This is a genomic window from Mesorhizobium sp. L2C084A000 (assembly GCF_000502875.1).
GTDB lineage: Bacteria > Pseudomonadota > Alphaproteobacteria > Rhizobiales > Rhizobiaceae > Mesorhizobium.
This window is the reverse complement of the sequence record NZ_AYWX01000004.1, coordinates 236,849-256,450: the sequence shown is the minus strand read 5'-3', so window position 1 is coordinate 256,450 and position 19,602 is coordinate 236,849. Positions and strand designations below refer to the sequence as shown.

General features: G+C 64.0%; 17 protein-coding genes and 1 pseudogene. 9 read left to right on the top strand and 9 right to left on the bottom strand.

Going from position 1 to position 19,602, the window contains the following annotated elements:
* Positions 1 to 17: 17 nt before the first annotated feature.
* The 9 genes from X735_RS153685 (at position 18) to X735_RS153725 (ending at position 10,584) form a co-directional block, all read left to right on the top strand.
* Complete coding sequence (locus tag X735_RS153685) at positions 18 to 1,661, top strand: ABC transporter substrate-binding protein (RefSeq protein ID WP_023810820.1); 1,644 nt, start codon at positions 18 to 20, stop codon at positions 1,659 to 1,661.
* Positions 1,651 to 2,595, top strand: coding sequence for an acetamidase/formamidase family protein (locus tag X735_RS153690; protein WP_023810819.1), 945 nt, complete (start codon positions 1,651 to 1,653; stop codon positions 2,593 to 2,595). The genes X735_RS153685 and X735_RS153690 overlap by 11 nt, the downstream gene beginning before the upstream one ends.
* Positions 2,596 to 2,803: 208 nt before the next feature.
* On the top strand, positions 2,804 to 4,570 hold the full coding sequence (locus X735_RS153695; RefSeq protein WP_023810818.1) for an ABC transporter ATP-binding protein: 1,767 nt from the start codon (positions 2,804 to 2,806) through the stop codon (positions 4,568 to 4,570).
* 209 nt (positions 4,571 to 4,779) lie between these two features.
* Complete coding sequence (locus tag X735_RS153700) at positions 4,780 to 5,988, top strand: ABC transporter substrate-binding protein (protein WP_023810816.1); 1,209 nt, start codon at positions 4,780 to 4,782, stop codon at positions 5,986 to 5,988.
* A gap of 12 nt (positions 5,989 to 6,000) precedes the next feature.
* The gene (locus X735_RS153705; RefSeq protein ID WP_023810815.1) at positions 6,001 to 6,780 is read left to right on the top strand and encodes an ABC transporter ATP-binding protein; all 780 of its coding nucleotides are present in this window, start codon (positions 6,001 to 6,003) and stop codon (positions 6,778 to 6,780) included.
* On the top strand, positions 6,773 to 7,483 hold the full coding sequence (locus X735_RS153710; RefSeq protein ID WP_023810814.1) for an ABC transporter ATP-binding protein: 711 nt from the start codon (positions 6,773 to 6,775) through the stop codon (positions 7,481 to 7,483). Before X735_RS153705 ends, X735_RS153710 begins: the two co-directional genes overlap by 8 nt.
* A gap of 7 nt (positions 7,484 to 7,490) precedes the next feature.
* Positions 7,491 to 8,378 (top strand): branched-chain amino acid ABC transporter permease, encoded by an 888-nt coding sequence (locus tag X735_RS153715; protein WP_023810813.1) that lies wholly within the window; start codon positions 7,491 to 7,493, stop codon positions 8,376 to 8,378.
* 1 nt (position 8,379) lies between these two features.
* Positions 8,380 to 9,351, top strand: coding sequence for a branched-chain amino acid ABC transporter permease (locus X735_RS153720; protein WP_023810812.1), 972 nt, complete (start codon positions 8,380 to 8,382; stop codon positions 9,349 to 9,351).
* 174 nt (positions 9,352 to 9,525) lie between these two features.
* Positions 9,526 to 10,584 carry an aminopeptidase gene (locus tag X735_RS153725; protein ID WP_023810811.1) on the top strand — a complete coding sequence of 353 codons (1,059 nt, stop codon included), beginning with the start codon at positions 9,526 to 9,528 and terminating at the stop codon, positions 10,582 to 10,584.
* Position 10,585: 1 nt separating this feature from the next.
* On the opposite strand, the gene X735_RS153730 is transcribed toward X735_RS153725, so the two are convergent.
* From X735_RS153730 to X735_RS153765, 9 genes and pseudogenes are all read right to left on the bottom strand, one after another.
* Positions 10,586 to 11,521, bottom strand: a complete 936-nt coding sequence (locus X735_RS153730) for an acetylserotonin O-methyltransferase (protein ID WP_245273200.1) — start codon at positions 11,519 to 11,521, stop codon at positions 10,586 to 10,588.
* 181 nt (positions 11,522 to 11,702) lie between these two features.
* Positions 11,703 to 11,933, bottom strand: coding sequence for a hypothetical protein (locus X735_RS153735; protein WP_023810809.1), 231 nt, complete (start codon positions 11,931 to 11,933; stop codon positions 11,703 to 11,705).
* Between the two features lie 104 nt (positions 11,934 to 12,037).
* Positions 12,038 to 12,420: pseudogene (locus X735_RS1000000170390) on the bottom strand (VOC family protein).
* A gap of 95 nt (positions 12,421 to 12,515) precedes the next feature.
* The gene (locus tag X735_RS153740) at positions 12,516 to 13,496 is read right to left on the bottom strand and encodes a 2-dehydropantoate 2-reductase (RefSeq protein ID WP_023810808.1); all 981 of its coding nucleotides are present in this window, start codon (positions 13,494 to 13,496) and stop codon (positions 12,516 to 12,518) included.
* 2 nt (positions 13,497 to 13,498) lie between these two features.
* Positions 13,499 to 15,025, bottom strand: coding sequence for an acyl--CoA ligase (locus tag X735_RS153745; RefSeq protein WP_023810807.1), 1,527 nt, complete (start codon positions 15,023 to 15,025; stop codon positions 13,499 to 13,501).
* A 90-nt stretch (positions 15,026 to 15,115) separates the two neighbouring features.
* Positions 15,116 to 16,702 (bottom strand): gamma-glutamyltransferase, encoded by a 1,587-nt coding sequence (gene ggt / locus X735_RS153750; protein WP_023810806.1) that lies wholly within the window; start codon positions 16,700 to 16,702, stop codon positions 15,116 to 15,118.
* 81 nt (positions 16,703 to 16,783) lie between these two features.
* A complete protein-coding gene (locus X735_RS153755; protein ID WP_023810805.1) occupies positions 16,784 to 17,584 on the bottom strand; it encodes an ABC transporter permease in 801 nt (266 codons plus the stop codon).
* Positions 17,581 to 18,507, bottom strand: a complete 927-nt coding sequence (locus tag X735_RS153760) for an ABC transporter permease (RefSeq protein WP_023810804.1) — start codon at positions 18,505 to 18,507, stop codon at positions 17,581 to 17,583. Before X735_RS153760 ends, X735_RS153755 begins: the two co-directional genes overlap by 4 nt.
* Complete coding sequence (locus tag X735_RS153765; RefSeq protein WP_023810803.1) at positions 18,507 to 19,589, bottom strand: ABC transporter ATP-binding protein; 1,083 nt, start codon at positions 19,587 to 19,589, stop codon at positions 18,507 to 18,509. The genes X735_RS153760 and X735_RS153765 overlap by 1 nt, the downstream gene beginning before the upstream one ends.
* Between the last annotated feature and the right edge of the window lie 13 nt (positions 19,590 to 19,602).

The following is a 19,602-nucleotide window of genomic DNA, read 5'->3' as shown; positions in this document are numbered from 1 at the left end:
AGAAAGGGAACATAAAAATGAAAAAGTTTCTCGCATCCACGGTAGCGGTATCGGCGCTGGCGCTGATGCTCGGCATGACAAGTGTTCGCGCCGAAGACGCCGTCGACCCGAACGCCAAGCAGGGCGGCGCCATCACCATCACCTACAAGGACGATGTCGCCACGCTCGATCCGGCGATCGGCTATGACTGGCAGAACTGGTCGATGATCAAGAGCCTGTTCGACGGGCTGATGGACTACGAGCCGGGCACCACCAATTTGAAGCCCGACCTCGCCGAAAGCTACGAGATCGCGCCCGACGGCAAGACCTTCACCTTCAAGTTGCGCCATGGCGTGAAATTCCACAATGGTCGCGAGATGACGGCTGACGATGTAAAATATTCGCTCGACCGCGTCACCAATCCGAAGACCCAGAGCCCCGGCGCCGGCTTTTTCGGCTCGATCAAGGGCTATGACGATGTCGCCGCCGGCAAGGCCGAGAGCCTCTCCGGCGTCACCGTTGTCGACCCCTACACGGTCAAGTTCGAGCTGACCCGGCCCGACGCCACCTTCCTGCATGTCATGGCCATCAACTTCGCCCATGTCGTGCCGAAGGAAGAGGTCGAGAAATACGGCGCCGATTTCGGCAAGCATCCGGTCGGCACCGGCGCCTTCAAGCTCGCCGAGTGGACGCTCGGCCAGCGCATCGTCTTCGAGCGCAATGCGGACTATTGGCACAAGGGCCTGCCGCATCTGGACAAGATCACCTTCGAGATCGGCCAGGAGCCGATCGTTGCGCTGCTGCGCCTGCAAAAGGGCGAGATCGACGTGCCCGGCGACGGCATTCCGCCGGCAAAATTCCAGGAGGTGATGGCCGATCCGGAGCAGAAGGCGCGCGTCGTCGAAGGCGGCCAGCTGCACACCGGCTATGTCACCATGAACACCACCATGGCGCCGTTCGACAATGTGAAGGTGCGCCAGGCGGTCAACATGGCGATCAACAAGGCGCGGGTCATCCAGATCATCAACGGCCGCGCCGTGCCGGCCAACCAGCCGCTGCCGCCGTCGATGCCCGGCTACGACAAGGAATACAAGGGCTATCCCTATGACGTCGCCAAGGCCAAGGCGCTGCTTGCCGAAGCCGGCCATCCCGATGGTTTCGAGACGCAATTGTTCGCCATGAACACCGATCCCAACCCGCGCATCGCCCAGGCGATCCAGCAGGATCTGGCGGCCATCGGCATCAAGGCCAGCATCCAGTCGCTCGCCCAGGCAAACGTCATTGCCGCCGGCGGCGACAAGGCCGGCGCACCGATGATCTGGTCCGGCGGCATGGCCTGGATCGCCGATTTCCCCGATCCGTCGAACTTCTACGGCCCGATCCTCGGCTGCGCCGGTGCGGTGCCGGGCGGCTGGAACTGGTCGTGGTATTGCAACAAGGATCTCGACGCCAAGGCGGCCGAGGCCGACTCGGTGGTCGATCCCGCCAAGGCTGGCGAACGCGACAAGATGTGGAGCGCCATCTACGACAAGGTGATGGAGGACGCGCCTTGGGCGCCGGTCTTCAACGAGCAGCGCTTCACCATGAAATCGGCGCGCATGGGCGGCGCCGACAACCTCTATGTCGACCCGGTCCATATCCCGATCAACTACGACAATGTGTACGTAAAAGATGTGCAATAACTGCGACTACACCATCCACGGGCGCCAACATCATTTCGGCTGGGACAATTCGTTTGCCCCGGCCGAGCGGGTGGCGCCCGGCTCGACCATCGAGTTCCAGTGCCTCGATTCCTCCGGTGGCCAGTTGCAGGCCGACAGCACGGTCGCCGACGTCGCCAAGCTCGACTTCGCCACCGTCAATCCGGTGACCGGGCCGATCTTCGTCGAGGGCGCCGAGCCGGGTGACGCACTGAAGGTGACGATCGAGATGTTCAAACCGTCCGGCTTCGGCTGGACGGCCAACATTCCGGGCTTCGGGCTGCTCGCCGACGACTTCAAGGAGCCGGCGCTGAACATCTGGAAGTACGACGCTGCCTCGCTCGAGCCGGCGCTGTTCGGCAAAAATGCGAGGGTGCCGCTGAAACCCTTCGCCGGCACCATCGGCAACGCCCTGGCGGAAAAGGGTCACCACTCGGTGGTCCCGCCAAGACGCGTCGGCGGCAATCTCGACATCCGCGATCTCGCCGCCGGCACCACGCTGTACCTGCCGGTGGAAGTGGCGGGCGCGCTGTTTTCGGTCGGCGACACCCATGCCGCGCAAGGTGATGGCGAGGTCTGCGGCACGGCGATCGAAAGCCCGATGAACGTCGTGCTCAAGCTCGATCTGGTCAAGGACGCCAGGCTGAAGACGCCGCGCTTCACCACGCCAGGCCCGGTGACGCGCCATCTCGACGCCAAGGGCTATGAGGTGACGACGGGAGTTGGGCCGGACCTGATGACGGGTGCAAAGGAGGCGGTTGCCCAGATGGTCGACCTGCTTTCCACCCGCTACAGAATAGACCCCGTCGAGGCCTACATGCTGGCCTCGGTCTGCGGCGATCTCCGCATCAGCGAGATCGTCGACATGCCGAACTGGGTGGTGTCGTTCTACTTCCCGCGCTGCGTGTTTGAATGAGGTTGGGCCGGCGCTGCACCCCCCTCTGTCCTGCCGGACATCTCCCCCGCAAGGGGGGAGATCGGATGTCACGACGGGCTTCGCCACTTTTCAACGGTGACGAATGGACGCCGCGGCAAGGCCGCCAATCTCCCCCCTTGCGGGGGAGATGTCCGGCAGGACAGAGGGGGGTGTGCCGGAGTAAATCCCCCTCCGGGTCACACGCGCAATGATCGCCGCCAGCAAACCCATACTCGACATCGCCAACCTCTGCGTCAGCGTGCGCGGTGAGGACGGCGAGCGCGAGGTCGTCTCCGACCTGTCGCTGACTTTGGCGCGTGGCGAGACGCTCTGCATTGCCGGTGAATCCGGCTCCGGCAAATCGATGACCGCACTGGCGATCATGCAGCTTCTGCCGCAGCCTGCCGCCCGGATTTCATCCGGCAAAGTCCATCTGGGCGATACAGATCTGACGACTCTGGACGAGCGCCGGATGCGGCGCATCCGCGGCGACCGCATCGCCATGATCTTCCAGGAGCCGATGACCTCGCTCAACCCGGTGCTGTCGATCGGCCGGCAGCTCACCGAATCCATCGAGGCACACACCAGCCTGTCGCAGGGCGAAGTCCGCCAGCGCGCCATCGAGGCTCTGAAAGCGGTGCGCATTTCGGAAGCCGAAAGCCGGCTGAAGCAGTTTCCGCACGAACTGTCCGGCGGCATGCGCCAGCGGGTGATGATCGCCATGGCGCTGGCGCTCGAGCCGGACGTGCTGATCGCCGACGAGCCGACGACGGCACTTGACGTCACCGTGCAAGGCGAGGTGCTGGAGCTGCTGCGCGACCTGCAGCGCCAGCACGGCACCAGCGTCATCCTGATCACCCACGACATGGGCGTGGTCGCAGAGATGGCCGACCGCGTCATCATCATGCGGCATGGCCGCATGGTCGAAGAGGGGAAAACCGCCGACATTTTTTCCAGGCCACAAGCCGACTACACGCGCGAACTGCTTGCCGCCGTACCGCGCATCGGCAGCGGCGTCGGCCGACAGACATCCAGGGAGGCCGAGGCGACGACGGCATCGGCCAATGTCGCCGAGGTCAAGGACCTGCATGTCCGCTTCGACCTGCATGGCGGTTTCTTCGGTCGGGTCAACCGGCGCGTTCACGCCGTCGAAGGCGTTAGCTTTTCGATCGCGGCCAACGAGACGCTGGCGCTGGTCGGCGAATCCGGTTGCGGCAAGTCGACCACCGCCAAGGCGCTGGCCGGACTGGTGCCCTACAGCGGAGGCGTCGTCATCGGCGGCCGCAATTTGTCTGGCCTTGGCCGCGACGAGCGTAAGGCGGTGCGCCGCGACGTGCAGATGATTTTTCAGGATCCCTACGCCTCGCTCGACCCGCGCATGCGCGTCGGCGAACTCGTCGCCGAGCCGCTGCTGATCCATGGCATCGCCTCGAAGCAAGAGCGCAGCGACCGTGTGGCCGCGCTGTTCGAGCGCGTCGGCCTGTCGGCCGATCAGATGGAACTCTATCCGCATGAATTCTCCGGCGGCCAGCGCCAGCGCGTCTGTATTGCGCGTGCCCTTGCGCTGCGGCCGAAGCTGATCATCGCCGACGAAAGCGTCTCGGCGCTCGACGTCTCGGTGCAGGCGCGCGTGCTCGATCTGTTGAAGGAATTGCAGCGCGAATTCGGCGTCGCCTATCTCTTCATCTCGCATGACATGGCTGTGGTCGAGAACATCTCCGACCGCGTCGCCGTCATGTATCTCGGCCAGATCGTCGAGATGGGCACGCGCGACCAGGTCTTTTCCAACCCGCGTCATCCCTACACCAGGCGGCTGATCGAAGCCGTGCCCGTGCCCGATCCGGCTAAGCGGCGAAGCCGCTTCGCCCGCCTCGACCAGGAGATCCCGAGCGCCACCCGCAGGATCGGCGAGGCGCCGTTGAAACTGGCGCTGAGGGATGTCGGCAACGGCCACCTCGTCGCCGCCGAGGGCTGAGGCAAGTACCGCCGCGGGTCGCGGTTCACGTGTTTGTGTTTCTATCTCGGGCTCAACGCCGGCATTCTGTCCCCAAAGCGCATCGCTTCGAACACGAAATCCGGGACGGCCTCTTGCCCTCTGTCCCTATCTTCCTCATGTTCAATACCATTGCGATGATCGATCGTAGGAGGGTCGGTCGGATTCATCGCTATGGGAGGAAGTCAACCATGAAGGTAAGCCTTTTCGTTTCCGCGGCACTTCTCGCCGCATCCGCGATCCCCGCCTCGGCCGCCGACATTTCCGACGGCAAGGTCAAGATCGGCATCCTCAACGACCAGTCGGGCGTCTATGCCGATTTCGGCGGCAAGTGGTCGGTCGAGGCGGCCAAGATGGCGGTCGAGGATTTCGGCGGCAAGGTGCAGGGAGCGCCGATAGAAATCATCAGCGCCGACCACCAGAACAAACCGGATATCGCCTCCAACATCGCGCGGCAGTGGTACGACACCGAGCAGGTCGATGCCATCATGGAACTGACGACCTCTTCGGTGGCGCTCGCCGTCCAGGGGATTTCCAAGGAAAAGAAGAAGATCGACATCGTCACCGGCGCGGCGACCACGGAGCTGACCGGCAAACAATGCTCGCCCTATGGCTTCCACTGGGCCTATGACACACATTCGCAAGCGGTGGGCACCGGCGGCTCTCTCGTGCAGCAGGGCGGCGACAGCTGGTTCTTCGTCACCGTCGACTATGCATTCGGCTATTCGCTGAAGGATCAGACCACCAAGTTCGTCGAGAGCCATGGCGGCAAGGTGCTGGGCGAGGTGCGTTATCCCCTGGGATCGACCGATTATTCGTCCTTCCTGCTGCAGGCGCAATCGTCGGGCGCCAAGGTCATCGGCCTGGCCAATGCCGGCCTCGATACCTCCAACTCGATCAAGCAGGCGGCCGAATTCGGCATCGTGCAGGGCGGTCAGCGTCTTGCCGCACTCCTGTTCACGCTGGCCGAGGTGCATGGGCTTGGCCTTCAAGCGGCGCAGGGCGTTGTGCTGACCGAAGGCTATTATTGGGATCGCGACGACAAGAGCCGCGAATTCGGGCAGCGCTTTTTCAAGCGCACCAACCGCATGCCGAACATGATCCAGGCCTCGACCTATTCGGCGGTGACGCAGTACCTGAAAGCGATCGACAAGGCCGGCACGGACGAGACCGAAGCGGTCGCCAAGCAACTGCATTCGATGCCCGTGGACGACGCCGCGATAACCAACGGCAAAGTGCAGGCGGACGGCAACATGGTCCATGACATGTACCTCTATCAGGTCAAGTCGCCAGCCGAGAGCACCAAGGAGTGGGACTACTACAAATATCTCGCCACCATTCCTGGCAACGAGGCCTTCCTTAGCGAAAAGGAAAGCGGCTGTCCGACGGCCGGCCAGTGATCGGCGCGGCCGATGGCGCCGACTGACCTGAGCGCGAACGAGCCGCCTGTGGTGCTTTCCGCCCGCGGGTTGCGGCGCGACTTTGCCGGCTTCATCGCCGTCAAAAACGTCGATCTCGATGTCCGCCATGGCAACATCCATGCCCTGATCGGACCCAACGGCGCCGGCAAGACGACCGTCTTCAACCTGCTCACCAAGTTCCTGGCGCCGACCAGCGGCAGGATCGAGCTGCTCGGCCACGACATCACCCGCACCTCGCCGGCCAGGGTCGCGCGGATGGGCCTGGTGCGCTCGTTCCAGATATCGGCGATTTTTCCGCACCTCAGCGTGCTCGACAATGTGCGCGTCGCGCTGCAGCGGCCGGGCGGGCTCAGCGTTCAGTTCTGGCGCTCGCTGGCGGCGCTCGACCGGCTGACGCCGCGCGCCGAGGAACTGCTGCGCTCGGTCGGTCTCGACGACGCCAGGAACAGGCTCGCCGGCGACCTTTCCTATGGCAGGAAACGCGTGCTCGAGATCGCTACGACCCTGGCGCTCGATCCGAAAGTGCTGCTGCTGGACGAGCCGATGGCCGGCATGGGGCATGAGGACGTGGCCACGGTTTCCAGCCTCATCCGTTCGGTGGCCAGGGATCGCGCCGTGCTGATGGTCGAGCACAATCTGACCGTCGTGGCCGACCTTTGCGACTGGATAACGGTCATGCAGCGCGGCGAGGTGCTGGCCGCCGGCGACTACGCCACCGTCAGCCGCGACGAGCGCGTCAAGATCGCCTATATGGGCACCGCCGATGACTAGTGCCGCACCTCTGCTTGCAGTCAGCGGCCTCAACGCCTGGTATGGCGAGGGCCATGCGTTGCACGGCGTCGATCTGGAGGTGTTTGCCGGCGAGACGGTCACGCTGCTCGGCCGCAACGGCGTCGGCAAGACGACGACGCTGCGCGCCATCATGGGGCTGATCCGCAAGCGAACCGGCCGGATCGCTTTCGACGGCCAGGATCTGATGCGGCTGCCGCTGCACCGGACCGCGCATCAAGGCATCGGCTTCGTGCCGGAGGAGCGCGGTATCTTCGCGACGCTGACCGTCGACGAGAACCTGGTTCTGCCGCCGGTCGTCGCGCAGGGCGGCATGAGCGTCGAGGAGATTTTCGACCTGTTCCCCAATCTGAAGGAGCGGCGCAACAGTCCAGGCACGAGGCTGTCGGGCGGCGAACAGCAGATGCTGGCGATCGCGCGCATGTTGAGAACCGGTGTGAAAATGCTGCTTCTCGACGAGCCGACGGAGGGTTTGGCCCCCGTCATCGTGCAGCGCATTGGCGCGTTGCTGGCGACGTTGAAAAAGCGCGGCATGACGATCCTACTGGTGGAGCAGAACTTCCGCTTCGCCAGCCGTGTCGCCGATCGTTTCTATCTGATGGAGCACGGCAAGGTGGTGGCGGGGTTTCCGGTCGGCGAGCTGCCGGACCGCATGACGCAGCTCCACGAAGTCCTGGGTGTATGATGGCGCCATGACGATGATCTTCGGCATCCCCGTTCAGGCTTTCCTCGGCCAGTTGCTGGTCGGCCTGATCAACGGCTCGTTCTACGCCATGCTGAGCCTGGGCCTGGCTGTCATATTCGGCCTGCTGCGGGTCATCAATTTCGCCCATGGCGCCCAATATATGCTCGGCGCCTTCGTCGGTTATCTGCTTCTCACCTATCTCGGCATCGGCTACTGGCCCGCCTTGATCCTTGCGCCGCTGATCGTCGGTGCCTTCGGCATCGTGGTCGAGCGCCTTGCGCTGTCGAGACTGTACGATCTCGATCCGCTCTACGGCCTGCTCTTCACCTTCGGCCTCGCGCTCGTGCTCGAAGGCATCTTCCGCTACTATTACGGCGTCTCGGGAAACCCCTACGCCGTGCCGCCGCTGCTTTCGGGAGGCACCAATCTCGGCTTCATGTTCCTGCCCAACTATCGCGGCTGGGTCGTCGTCGCCTCGCTGATCGTCTGCTTCGGAACCTGGGCGCTGATCGAGAAGACCAGGCTCGGTTCCTACCTGCGCGCCGCGACGGAGAATCCCCGCCTCGTCCAGGCTTTCGGCGTCAACGTGCCCTTGCTGCTGACCCTGACCTACGGCCTCGGCTCCGCGCTGGCCGGGCTTGCCGGGATTCTGGCAGCGCCGATCTATCAGGTGAGCCCGCTTATGGGGTCGGATCTCATCATCGTCGTCTTCGCCGTCGTCGTGGTCGGCGGCATGGGATCGATCCTTGGCGCCATCGTCACCGGCTACATGCTTGGCCTTGCCGAAGGCCTGACCAAGGTCTTCTACCCCGAGGCCTCCAACCTCGTGGTCTTCGTCATCATGGCGATTGTGCTTCTGGTCCGGCCGGCCGGCCTGTTCGGAAGGGACGCCTGACATGTCGGAACTGACGCTTCGCGAGACATCGGCCAAAACCTCGGCACGGCTTGAATGGACGCTGGTCGGGCTCGGCATCCTGGCGCTGCTGGTGGCGCCTTTCCTGGTCTATCCGATCTTCCTGATGAAGATGCTGTGCTTCGCGCTGTTTGCCTGCGGGTTCAATCTTCTGCTTGGTTACACCGGGCTGCTGTCATTCGGCCACGCAACCTTCTTTGGCGGCGCCGCCTACTTCACCGCGCATGCCGTCAAGGTTTGGGGCTGGCCGCCGGAAGCCGGCATTCTGCTCGGCATGGCGGGTGCGGCCTTGCTCGGCCTCGTCATGGGCTTCTTCGCCATTCGCCGGCAAGGCATCTATTTCGCCATGATCACGCTGGCACTGTCGCAGATGTTCTTCTTCTTCTGCGTGCAAGCGCCGTTCACGCAAGGCGAGGACGGCATTCAGGGCATACCGCGCGGCATGCTGCTAGGCGTCCTCGACCTGAACGTCTCGCTGAACATGTATTATTTCGTGCTGGCGGTGTTCCTGATCGGCGTCTTCGCCATCTGGCGCATCGTCAATTCGCCATTCGGCATGATCCTGCGCTCGATCCGGGAAAACGAGAATCGCGCCATTTCGCTGGGCTATTCCGTCGCCAACTACAAGCTCGGCGCCTTCGTCATGTCGGCGGCGCTGGCCGGGCTGGCCGGCTCGCTCAAGGCGATCGTCTTCCAGTTCGCCACGCTCACCGACGTCACCTGGCAGATGTCGGGCGAGGTGATCCTGATGACGCTTCTCGGCGGCATCGGTACGATGGTCGGGCCGATCATCGGCGCCAGCCTTGTCATCGGCCTGGAAAACACGCTTGCCACTTCCGGCTTTCCGGTGACCATCGCCACCGGCCTGATCTTCATGGTGTGCGTGCTGATCTTCCGGCGCGGCATCGTCGGCGAATTTTACGCGCGGATTTTCGGGCGGGCGGGAAAGGACTGATCAGCTGCAGGTTGGTGGGACGCGGTTTGCGCGTGGTGACATGCGTCACCACAATGAGCACCTGTCCGGATTCTTCAGAAAACTATAGACCTCGATCAATCGAGGCGACTGCTTGCGACCTGGGGCAATCGCGACCCCATCGGAACGGGTGAGCACTGCTGTGGACAAATCGTGATGCGCGCATTCTTTCGATTGGTTGCGGTTATGACCGTGGTGTCCGGCGTGACCGGCTGCACCAGCATTTCCTACTACGCGCAATCCATGAAGGGTCATCTGCAGATCATGACCGCACGCCAGGATGTCGGAAAACTGATCGAGGATCCTTCGACGCCGAAGGCGTTGCGCGCCCGAATGGCATCGGCGAGCGCCATACGACAGTTTGCGACAGATGAACTGGCGTTGCCCGACAACAACAGCTACCGCAGCTATGTCGACATTGGTCGGGACTCGGTGACATGGGCTGTCTTCGCCGCGCCGGCATTTTCGCTGACGCCGCGAACATGGTGTTTTCCTGTTTTCGGCTGTGTTCCCTACCGGGGGTATTTCTCCAGGAAGTCCGCGACTGAAACCGCTGTCGAACTTCAAGGACAGGGCATGGACGTCTATGTGACGGGCATCACGGCATATTCCACGCTTGGCTGGTCGAGCGACCCGCTGCTCAGCACGATGTTCGGCCAGGATGAAACCTATCTTGCAGCGCTGGTGTTCCATGAGCTGGCCCACCAGCGCGTCTATGTGCACGACGATTCCGCTTTCAACGAGGCGTTCGCTGTCGCCGTCGAAACAACCGGCGTGAAAAAATGGCTGCGCGCGACTGGCGATACCGCCGCATTGCGCCGTTACGAAGCCGCCCGGGGACGCAAGGCTGAATTTCTTTCGCTGGTGTCGCGGACCCGGGACGAGTTGGCGCAAGTCTATTCCAACTCCGGCACCTCGGAGCAAAAGCTGGCCGCAAAGACGGCCGCGATTGAACGGCTGCGGATGCGCTACCGACACATGCGCGACAGGCGCTGGGACCGATACCGGGGATACGATGCCTGGTTCGCTTCCCCGATCAACAATGCAAAGCTCGCCGCGACTTCCGTCTATAGCGATCGGGTGACCGCGTTTCTCCGCCTGTTCGACTTGTGTTCGGGCGACTATGTCAGGTTCTATGCATCGGTCCGGCGGATTGGCGCACTGGACGAAGCTCACCGCGTCGAAGCACTTGCGGCGGCAGATCGCTGTTATTGAGTCAGCCCGAGAGTCGCGCACGAAACAACGTGCAGCCGTCCGTCAGGCGCGACCTGGAGATATCGCGGAATCCAGCCTCGGTCATCCACGCGCGATACTGACCCTCAGTGTACGATTGGCCGTTGCGATAGAGGTTCAGGAAGGTGAGATTGAGAAAGACACCCTCAGGCGGGCCGAGGCGGTCGTCATCGACGACACCCCACCCCGCAATTGCGATCTCGCCGCCACGTGTAAGGCAACGCGCGGCGTTCAGGATCGAACTGCGCGCCTTGTCCGGCGGAAGCACCTGGACGACGGCCTTCAGGATCGCCAGATCGTGCCGACCTATCGATGGCGCGGCGGTTATATCTCCCTCTTCGACAACCACGTCGTCGGCACCGTATTCCGACAGGATAGCTGGCGCGACCGCTGCGACCGTTGGCAGTTCCATCAGCGTCGCCGCAATGTGCGGCCACCGCTCGCGAAGCCCGACCAGTATGGTCCCGGCGCCTCCGCCGATGTCGATCACCGAACCGACCGCCGAGAGGTCCATCTCCTGCGCCAGATGTCGGCCGAAAATCACCCCGCCCGGCGCGAGCATGCGGCTGAAGGCGGCCGCGGCCTCAGGTCCCGCTTCGGAAAAGTCGTGCAGCGCGGCCGGCCGGTTCTGTCGCAGCGAGTCCGCGGTCAGCAAGTCGGCTCCCCAGAGCTCGCGCAGGAGCGCATGATCGCCGCCGCGATAGCTTGGCTTGGACGCATCGAGGAAGGCCGACGCTTCGGCTCCGTTGCGAAATTCACCATCCTTGACTTCAAGGAGGCCGATGCTGGCGAGCGCGTAGAGGAGCCGCGACAGACGATCGGGTTCGACTTTGAGCGTGGCCCCGAGGCTGTCAGCAGTCAGCGCGCTTTCACCGAGCCGGGTGAAGATGCCAAGGTCCAATCCGGCGCGAAGCGCCAAGGCGGGGGGCACCGCTGCGATCAGCTTGTCGATCCGGTCAGAATCCACCATGTCACATCCCCTCCGCGATCCAGGATCGGCCTTGAAACAACTCCCATGGACTAGAACTTACAGTCCCGACGTCCGGATGGCGACGGACCGGCCGAGAACTCCCAGTGGTGCGGTTGGAGCGCGCGCGGCTCTAGTCTGAGAACTTCACGCTCACGCCGCGCTGCCGAAAATAAGCCTGCATCAACTTGCGGCCCGAGCGGTTGTTCTGCGCCAGTTTGGTAGGATCGAACACCGCCTGTTTTATCCCCTCCCGCGTCAGCGCCGCCTTAAGCGTCGCGATATGTGCGTCGATGTCGGCATTGTCCGCCCGGAGCGAGGCATAGATGCTCTCGGTCGCCTCGGCCACGGTCAGTTCGCTCATTGGTGTCGTCCTTTGGTTGGTTGGGCGGCGCTTAGCACAGATTCGCGGTCCGCCGATACCGAGACCGTCAGTACACAGCGCCCGCCGCGAAAGCGAACCGTTCCTTATGAGGCTTCGTAAAGTTCCAGCGGCAATCCATCCGGATCTCTGAAAAAAGTAAACCGTTGGTCTGTGTATGGGTCGATCCGGATTGGCTCAACGGCAACGCCTGCGGCTTCCAGGCGGATAATTGCGGGCTCAAGATTAGCCACAGCAAATGCCAGATGTCTCAGGCCTGTAGCCTCTGGGTGGGATGGCCGCATCGCCGGTGCAGGGAAGGAGAACAATTCCAGTTGGGCCGACCGATCCGCAGATCCGCCTTCCATGACTGCCGCTCCTCCCGATAAACCTCCCGGATCAGATCGAGGCCGAGGAGTTCGACGTAGAACCGTCGCGACCGGTCGTAGTCGGTGCAGATGAGCGCGACGTGGTGAATAGCGTTCAGCATGCTGCTAACCCTGGTCAAGCTGGGACATGAGGCCGAGGTACTTCAGGGCCTGGATCGTCGCGCGCCACGGCTCTGATTTGCCCTGTCCTTTCACCTCACCCATAACACCCGCGTTCCACCGCCAGCCGGCGCACCAGCGCCAGCACGGCATCGATGGTCGGGGTCGGCTTGTCCGTTAGCCGGCCAAGTTCCTGCACCGCGCTCACCAGCGCGTCGATCTCCATCGGCCGGCCGCGCTCCAGGTCCTGCAGCATCGAGGTCTTGTGTTCGCCGACATCGCCGGCGCCCTTGATGCGCCGGTCGACCGCTATGGGAAAACGCACGCCGAGGCTTTCGCCGATCGCCTGCGCCTCCAGCATCATGGTGCGGGCGAGCGCGCGGGTGCCATCGTCGGCGACAATCGCGGCCAGCGTGCTGCCGGTCAGCGCCGAGATCGGGTTGAAGGAGAGATTGCCCCACAGTTTTACCCAGATTTCGCTGCGGATGTCCTCGCGTACCGGCGCTTGCAAGCCGGCCTTGACCATCTCCTCGGCCAGAAGCGTGACCCGTTCGCGGCGCTCGCCGGAGGGTTCGCCGAGCGAGAAACGTTTGCCCTCGACATGGCGGATGAGGCCCGGCGCATCGACCTCGACGGCGGGATAGACGACCGAGCCGATGACGCGGTCCGGTCCGATCCGCTGCCAGATCGCGCCGCCGGGGTCGACCGCGTTCAGCCTGGTGCCTTCCAGCGGCCCGCCGACGCCGTGGAAATACCACCAGGGCACGCCGTTCTGCATGGTGACGACTGATGTGTGGTCCCCGAGCAGTGGCGCGATCTGGTCAAGGGCTGGGGAGAGCGAATGGGCCTTCAGCGCCAGCACGACGTAATCCTGGGCGCCAAGCTCCTCGGCCTTGGCGGCGGCCCGGACGGAGACCGAAATCTCCTGGCCATCCTCGATCAGGCGAAGGCCATCCGTCTTGATCGCTTCCAGATGGGCGCCGCGCGCGACGATCGAAAGATCGGTCCGCCCAGTGATGGCGAGCTTGGCCGCGAGATAGCCGCCAATCGCACCGGCGCCGAAGATGGTGATCTTCATCGTCAAAGCCCGAGTTTGGCAGCAAGGCCGATGCGCTGCAATTTGCCGGTCGCACCCTTGGGGATCTCGTCCAGGATCAGGATCTTGCGCGGCACCTTGAAATCGGCAAGCCGCGTCGCGGCATAGGTGCGGATGTCACCCTCGGTGGCGCTGATGCCTTCGCGCAGCACAACCGCCGCGGCCACCTCCTCGCCAAGCTTGTCATGCGGCATGGCGAAGGTGACGACCTGCGCCACCGCCGGATGGTCCATCAGCACATCGTCGACCTCGAGCGGCGAGATCTTTTCGCCGCCGCGGTTGATGATCTCCTTGAGCCGTCCGGTAACCCTGAGATAGCCGTCTTCGTCGAGCACGCCCTGGTCGCCGGTGTGGAACCAGTCATGCGCGAAGGCGGTGGCGTTGGCATCCGGGTTCTTCTCGTAGCCAACAGTCACATTGGGCCCGCGAATGACGATCTCGCCGGTCTCGCCGGCATTAAGCAGCCGCCCGTCGGGCGCCATGACAGCCACTTCCGGACCGGCGGAGGCCCCGACGCTGCCCGGCTTGCGCTGGCCCGGCGGCAGCCGGTTCGACGCCATCTGGTGCGCCGCCTCGGTCATCCCGTAGGATTCGATCACCGGGCAGCCGAAGGTCGCCTCGAGCTCAGCCATCACTTGCGCCGGCAGCGACGCCGAGGACGAGCGGATGAAGCGCAGCCGCGCAGCCGCCAGCGCCTCGGTGTTGCGTGCCGCGCGGGGCAGGATCGCCTGATGCATGGTCGGCACCGCCGTGTACCAGGTCGGCCGCGCGTCGCTCAGCCACTGGAAGAAGCGCAGCGCGTTGAAGCCGGGCGTGCAGTAGATGCTGCCGCCCGATGCCAGCGACGACAGCACCGCCGCGATCAGGCCGTGAATGTGGAACAGCGGCATGATGTTGAGGCAGCGGTCATCGGCCGTCAGGCCAAGCGTGCCGCCGATATGGGCAGCCGAGGCTGCGATGTTGGCATGGCTGAGCGGCACCAGTTTTGGCCGCGACGTCGTGCCGGAGGTGTGCAGCAAAAGCGCGATGTCGCCGTCTTGCGCCATGTCGGGTGATGCCGGGGGCCCGATCGCCGCGCCCTCGATCGCAAAACTGCCGGCGGGTGTGGCGGGCTGCACGACAAGCCGCAGCACGCCGATGCCGAGGCGTTCGGCCACCGTCACCGCCGGTCCGGTCTCGCCCTCCGCGACAAGGATCGCCTTGGCGCCGATGTCGGTCAGGTAGAAATCGAGCTCGTCGGCCCGGTAGGCGGGGTTGAGCGGAGCCGTCGAGGCGGCGGCCGCCACGGCGACGAAGGCGGTGGCCATCTCGGGCCCGTTCGGCAGCACGATCGCCACCCTGTCGCCCCGGCCGATGCCGCGCGCATGCAGCTGTTTTGCCGTGTCGGCCATCAGGCTGCGCAATCCGCCATGGCTGAGCGTTGCCCTGTCGGGTGCCAGGATAGCGGGCGCATCGTCGACGCCGGTGGCAAGACGGCGGGAGAGATCTGCGTGGGTTTCGGCTTGGGTCATGATCACCGGCTGGATTTCGAACGACTATTGGCGGGAGCCCGGCTGACGGGCTTACCTCGATACGGATACGCCATTGGACAACGGATTGCGTCAGTAGCCAAGCGCCAAACCATCCTTGCGCGGATCGGAGGCGCCGGTCAGCGTCCCCTTCTCCCAGTCGATCAGCACCACCTGCCCGCCGCCCAGCGGATGATGCGGCTCGGCGATGCGGTGGCCGCGCCGGCACAGGCCCTCGATTGCCGCAGCAGGAACGCCACGCTCGGCCTCCACGGTGTCGTCATTGTAAAACACCCTCGGCGCATCCAGCGCCTGCTGCGGGTCCATGCCGAAGTCGATCATGTTGGTCAGCAGATGGACGTGTCCAAACGGCTGGTAGCCGCCGCCCATGACGCCGAACGGCATCAGGACGCGGCCGTTCTTCGTCGCCATGCCGGGCATGATCGTATGCATCGGCCGCTTGCCGGGCGCGATCGCGTTCGGGTGCGCCGGGTCGAGGCGGAAGCTCGAACCGCGGTTCTGCAGCACGACACCGGTCTTCGGGCCGACGACGCCGCTGCCGAACGAATAATAGGTCGAGTTGATGAAGGAAACCGCGTTGCGGTCGCGGTCGACGATGGAGATGTAGACCGTGTCGCTGCCGGGCAGCTCCACGCGCGGCAGATGCGTCATGGCGCGGTCGCGGTCGATCTCGGCGCGCAGCCGGTCGGCATAGGCGCCGGACAGGAGCTGTTTGACCGGCACCGGGACATGATCCTGGTCGCCGACATAGCGGTCGCGGTCGCGATAGGCCAGGCGCCCGGCCTCGATCTCCAGATGCAGGCGCTCGGCGCCATTGGGGTCAAGTCCGCCAAGCTTGAAGCCCGACAGCAAATTCAGCATCAAAAGCGCCGTCAGCCCCTGATTGTTGGGCGGCATCTGGTGGATCTCGTGGCCGCCATAAGAGGTGCTGACCGGCGTCACATAATCGCCTCGGGTCGAGGCGAAATCCTCGGCCGAATGAAGTCCGCCCAATTCGTTAAGCCGACTAACCATATCGTCGGCGACAGCGCCTTCATAGAAACCGGCTCGGCCGTGTTTGGCGATGATGCGCAACGTCGCCGCTAGTTCCGGCTGCCTGTGGATGTCACCCGCCTTCGGCGCCTTGCCGCCGGGCAGGAAGATGCGCGCGGCATGCTCGTCGGCCGACAGGTCGGTTTCCGGTTCGGCCCAGTCGAAGGCGACGCGGTCGTGCACGACATAGCCGTTCTCGGCATAGTGGATGGCCGGCGCCAGCACCTCGGCAAGGCCCTTGCGGCCATGGTCTTCGAGCAGGCGGCCCCAGGCGTCGACAGCGCCCGGCACGGTGACCGCATGCGGACCCTGCAGCGGGATGCGATCGAAGCCTTTTTCGCGGTACCAGTCGACCGTCGCTTTGGCTGGCGCCCGACCCGAACCATTGAAGGCCAGCACATTGCCCTGTCCCGCCGGGCTATAGAGCACGAAGCAATCGCCGCCGATGCCCGTCGATTGCGGCTCGACGACGCCCTGCACGGCGGCGGCGCAGACGGCGGCATCCATGGCATTGCCGCCGGAGCGCAGCATGTCGATGGCCGCAAGGGTTGCAAGCGGATGCGAGGTCGCGGCAACCGCCTCGGTGGCACGAACCGGCGAGCGGCCGGGAAACTGGAAATCACGCATTCTGTCTGGATATCCCCTGGTCACGTCTGCAAGTTGGTCACGTCTGCAAGTTGGTCACTTCTGCGAATTGGTCTGGTGAAATCAATGCCGCCGGCCGAAGATCTGCGCAACCGACAACAGCACGACCGAGAGAACGATCAGGCAGGTCGAGATGGCAGCGATCGTCGGGTCGATTTGGTCGCGCAGCGCGTTGAACATGCGGCGTGTCAATGTCGTGGTCTCGCCGCCCGATATGAACAGCGAAACCACCACTTCGTCGAAGGAGGTGATGAAGGCAAACAGCGCGCCCGAGACGATCGAGAAGCGGATCTGCGGCATCGTCACCTGCCAGAAGGCGGCGACGCGGCCGGCGCCAAGGCTGCGCGCCACCCGCTCCTGGTTCATGTCGTAGGAGCGCAGCCCGGAAAGCACGGTCAGCACCACCAGCGGCAAGGCCTGCACCGTGTGCGCGATGACCAGCCCGGTCAGCGTGTTGTTGAGCCCGATGCGGGCATAGAGGAAGAAGGTGCCGATGCCGATCAGAATCACCGGGACGATCAGCGATGCGGTCAGCAGCGCGTTGATGGTGCCGTTGAAGCGCAGCGTGCCCCGGTTGATGGCATATGCGGCAGCAGTGCCGAGCGGCGTCGCCACCAGCACGGTCATAACAGCCACCTTGACCGAGACGATCGTGGCGTCGCGCCATTCCAGTGAGCCAAAATAGGTCTGGTACCAGCGCAGCGACCATTGCTGCGGCGGGAATTGCAGCAGCGTCGAATCCGAAAACGACATGATGACGATGATGATCGACGGCGCGATCAGGAACAACAGCACGAGGCCGCCGAGGCAGTAGAGCCACAGACGTTGCCGATGCGAGATCGGCAGGCCGACATCCTCGCTCATCGTGAACTCCACACGCCTGTGGCGCGCGCGCCGAGCAGCCACTGGAACAGGCCGAGAAGCGCCAGCGTGACCACCAGCAGCACCACGCCCAGTGCTGCACCCGCACCCCAGTTGGAATAGAGGCTGGTGGTCTGTTCCATGCGCATCGCCCACATGATGACCTTGCCGCCGCCCATCAGCGCAGGCGTGACGAAGAAGCCCAGGCACAGCACGAAGACGATGACCACGCCCGAGGCGAGGCCGGGCAGCGACAGCGGAAAGAAGATCTGCCGGAAGGTAGCGGCCGGGTCGGCACCGAGATTCATGCCGGCGCGCAGGCAGTCGGTGTCGATTGTCTTCATCGAGGCGTAAAGCGGCAGCACCAGGAACGGCAGCAGGATATGCGTCATGCCGATGACGACGCCCGAAAAATTGTTGGCGAGCGACAGCGGCTGGCTGATCACGCCGAGGTCGATCAGCCAGCTGTTGATCAGGCCCTTGCGCTGCAGGATCACCAGCCAGGCATAGGTGCGCACCAGAACCGATGTCCAGAACGGCAGGATGACGAAGATCAGGCAGATCGACGCCGCCCGGCGCGGCAGCTGCGACAGCATGTAAGCCAGGGGATAGCCAAGCAGAACACAGGCGCCGGTGACGATGAAGGCGACCTTGAAGGTGGTGATGAAGGTCTTGATGTAGGAGGCCTGTTCGAAGAAGCGCGCATAATTGGCGGGACTGAAGGCGCCGGCTTCGTCGAACAGCGACAGCCAGAACAGCCAGCCGATGGGCACGATGATGATGGCGAAGACCAGCAACAGGCTCGGCGACAGCAGCGCCAGCAACCGCAACGACTCGCGCCGAGCGTCCATATGCAGCGCCTGCGTGTTCAGATCCGGGCCCGAGCGGCCGGCTTTCTCCTGCATGAGGGCGGTCTGCGCGCTCATCAGTCTGCCGCCACCAGGATCGTGTCCTGCGCATCGAGACCGAATGAGACTGGATGGCCGGGTGCGGGCATTTTCGCCAGCACATCGCTGCGGCAATAGTCGCGCAAAGTCAGCTGCCGGCCGTCGCGCAGCACGGCATAGCAGACGAAGCTGTCGCCCTGATAGATGATGTCGCTGAGCGTCGCGTTGAGCACGTTGACGCCGCTTGTCGGTTCGGCGTTTGCCAAGAGCCGCAGCTTTTCCGGCCGCACCACCATCAGGTACTGGCCTGCCGCCGGCGTCGCCGCCGCCGTATGGATTCTTCGCTCCTCGTACCAGACGGAGCCGTTGCGGCACTCGACCGGAATGAAATTCGATTCGCCGATGAAGCCGGCTACAAATTGCGTTTGCGGCCTGGAGTAGAGGCTTTCGGGCTTGTCGAGCTGTTCGATGCGCCCGGCGTTCATCACCGCGATGCGGTCCGACATGGTGATGGCTTCACGCTGATCGTGCGTGACATAGACCGTGGTCATGCCAAGCCGCCGGTGCAGGCTGCGCAGCTCGATCTGCATGTGCTCGCGCAAGCCCTTGTCGAGCGCCGACAGGGGCTCGTCCATCAAAACGATGCGCGGCTCGAAGACGATGGCGCGCGCCAGCGCCACGCGCTGGCGCTGGCCGCCGGAGAGCTGGTCGACCCGGCGCTCGCCCAGCCCCTGCAATTTCACCAGATCGAGCGCCTTCTCGACACGCTCGGCCGTCTCGGCGGCGGCAACGCCGCGCTGCTTCAGCGGAAAGGCGATGTTGTGAAAGACGTTCATATGCGGAAACAGCGCGTAGTTCTGAAACACCATGCCGATGTTGCGCTTGTGCGGCGGCGTGGTGATGATCTCGTCGCCGCCGACCCTGATCGAGCCGGCATTGGCCCGTACAAAGCCGGCCAGGATCATCAGCAGCGTCGTCTTGCCGGAACCGGAAGGCCCCAGCAGCGTCAGGAATTCACCAGCCTCAACGTCGAGGTTGAGGTCGCGCAGCACAGGCACGCTGCCAAATCGTTTCTCGATCCCGCGCATGCCGATCGGCAACGCGGATGGCGCAATGGACAAGATTTTTCTCTCC

Bases quoted from the DNA above. Each gene is read 5' to 3' on its own strand.
- X735_RS153755 (WP_023810805.1), bottom strand. From the start codon at position 17,584: ATGAGCGAGGATGTCGGCCTGCCGATCTCGCATCGGCAACGTCTGTGG.
- X735_RS153705 (WP_023810815.1), top strand. From the start codon at position 6,001: ATGGCGCCGACTGACCTGAGCGCGAACGAGCCGCCTGTGGTGCTTTCC.
- X735_RS153760 (WP_023810804.1), bottom strand. From the start codon at position 18,507: ATGAGCGCGCAGACCGCCCTCATGCAGGAGAAAGCCGGCCGCTCGGGC.
- X735_RS153740 (WP_023810808.1), bottom strand. From the start codon at position 13,496: ATGAAGATCACCATCTTCGGCGCCGGTGCGATTGGCGGCTATCTCGCG.
- X735_RS153700 (WP_023810816.1), top strand. From the start codon at position 4,780: ATGAAGGTAAGCCTTTTCGTTTCCGCGGCACTTCTCGCCGCATCCGCG.
- X735_RS153685 (WP_023810820.1), top strand. From the start codon at position 18: ATGAAAAAGTTTCTCGCATCCACGGTAGCGGTATCGGCGCTGGCGCTG.
- X735_RS153690 (WP_023810819.1), top strand. From the start codon at position 1,651: ATGTGCAATAACTGCGACTACACCATCCACGGGCGCCAACATCATTTC.
- X735_RS153720 (WP_023810812.1), top strand. From the start codon at position 8,380: ATGTCGGAACTGACGCTTCGCGAGACATCGGCCAAAACCTCGGCACGG.
- X735_RS153745 (WP_023810807.1), bottom strand. From the start codon at position 15,025: ATGACCCAAGCCGAAACCCACGCAGATCTCTCCCGCCGTCTTGCCACC.
- X735_RS153715 (WP_023810813.1), top strand. From the start codon at position 7,491: ATGACGATGATCTTCGGCATCCCCGTTCAGGCTTTCCTCGGCCAGTTG.
- X735_RS153710 (WP_023810814.1), top strand. From the start codon at position 6,773: ATGACTAGTGCCGCACCTCTGCTTGCAGTCAGCGGCCTCAACGCCTGG.
- X735_RS153695 (WP_023810818.1), top strand. From the start codon at position 2,804: ATGATCGCCGCCAGCAAACCCATACTCGACATCGCCAACCTCTGCGTC.
- ggt (WP_023810806.1), bottom strand. From the start codon at position 16,702: ATGCGTGATTTCCAGTTTCCCGGCCGCTCGCCGGTTCGTGCCACCGAG.
- X735_RS153735 (WP_023810809.1), bottom strand. From the start codon at position 11,933: ATGAGCGAACTGACCGTGGCCGAGGCGACCGAGAGCATCTATGCCTCG.
- X735_RS153725 (WP_023810811.1), top strand. From the start codon at position 9,526: ATGCGCGCATTCTTTCGATTGGTTGCGGTTATGACCGTGGTGTCCGGC.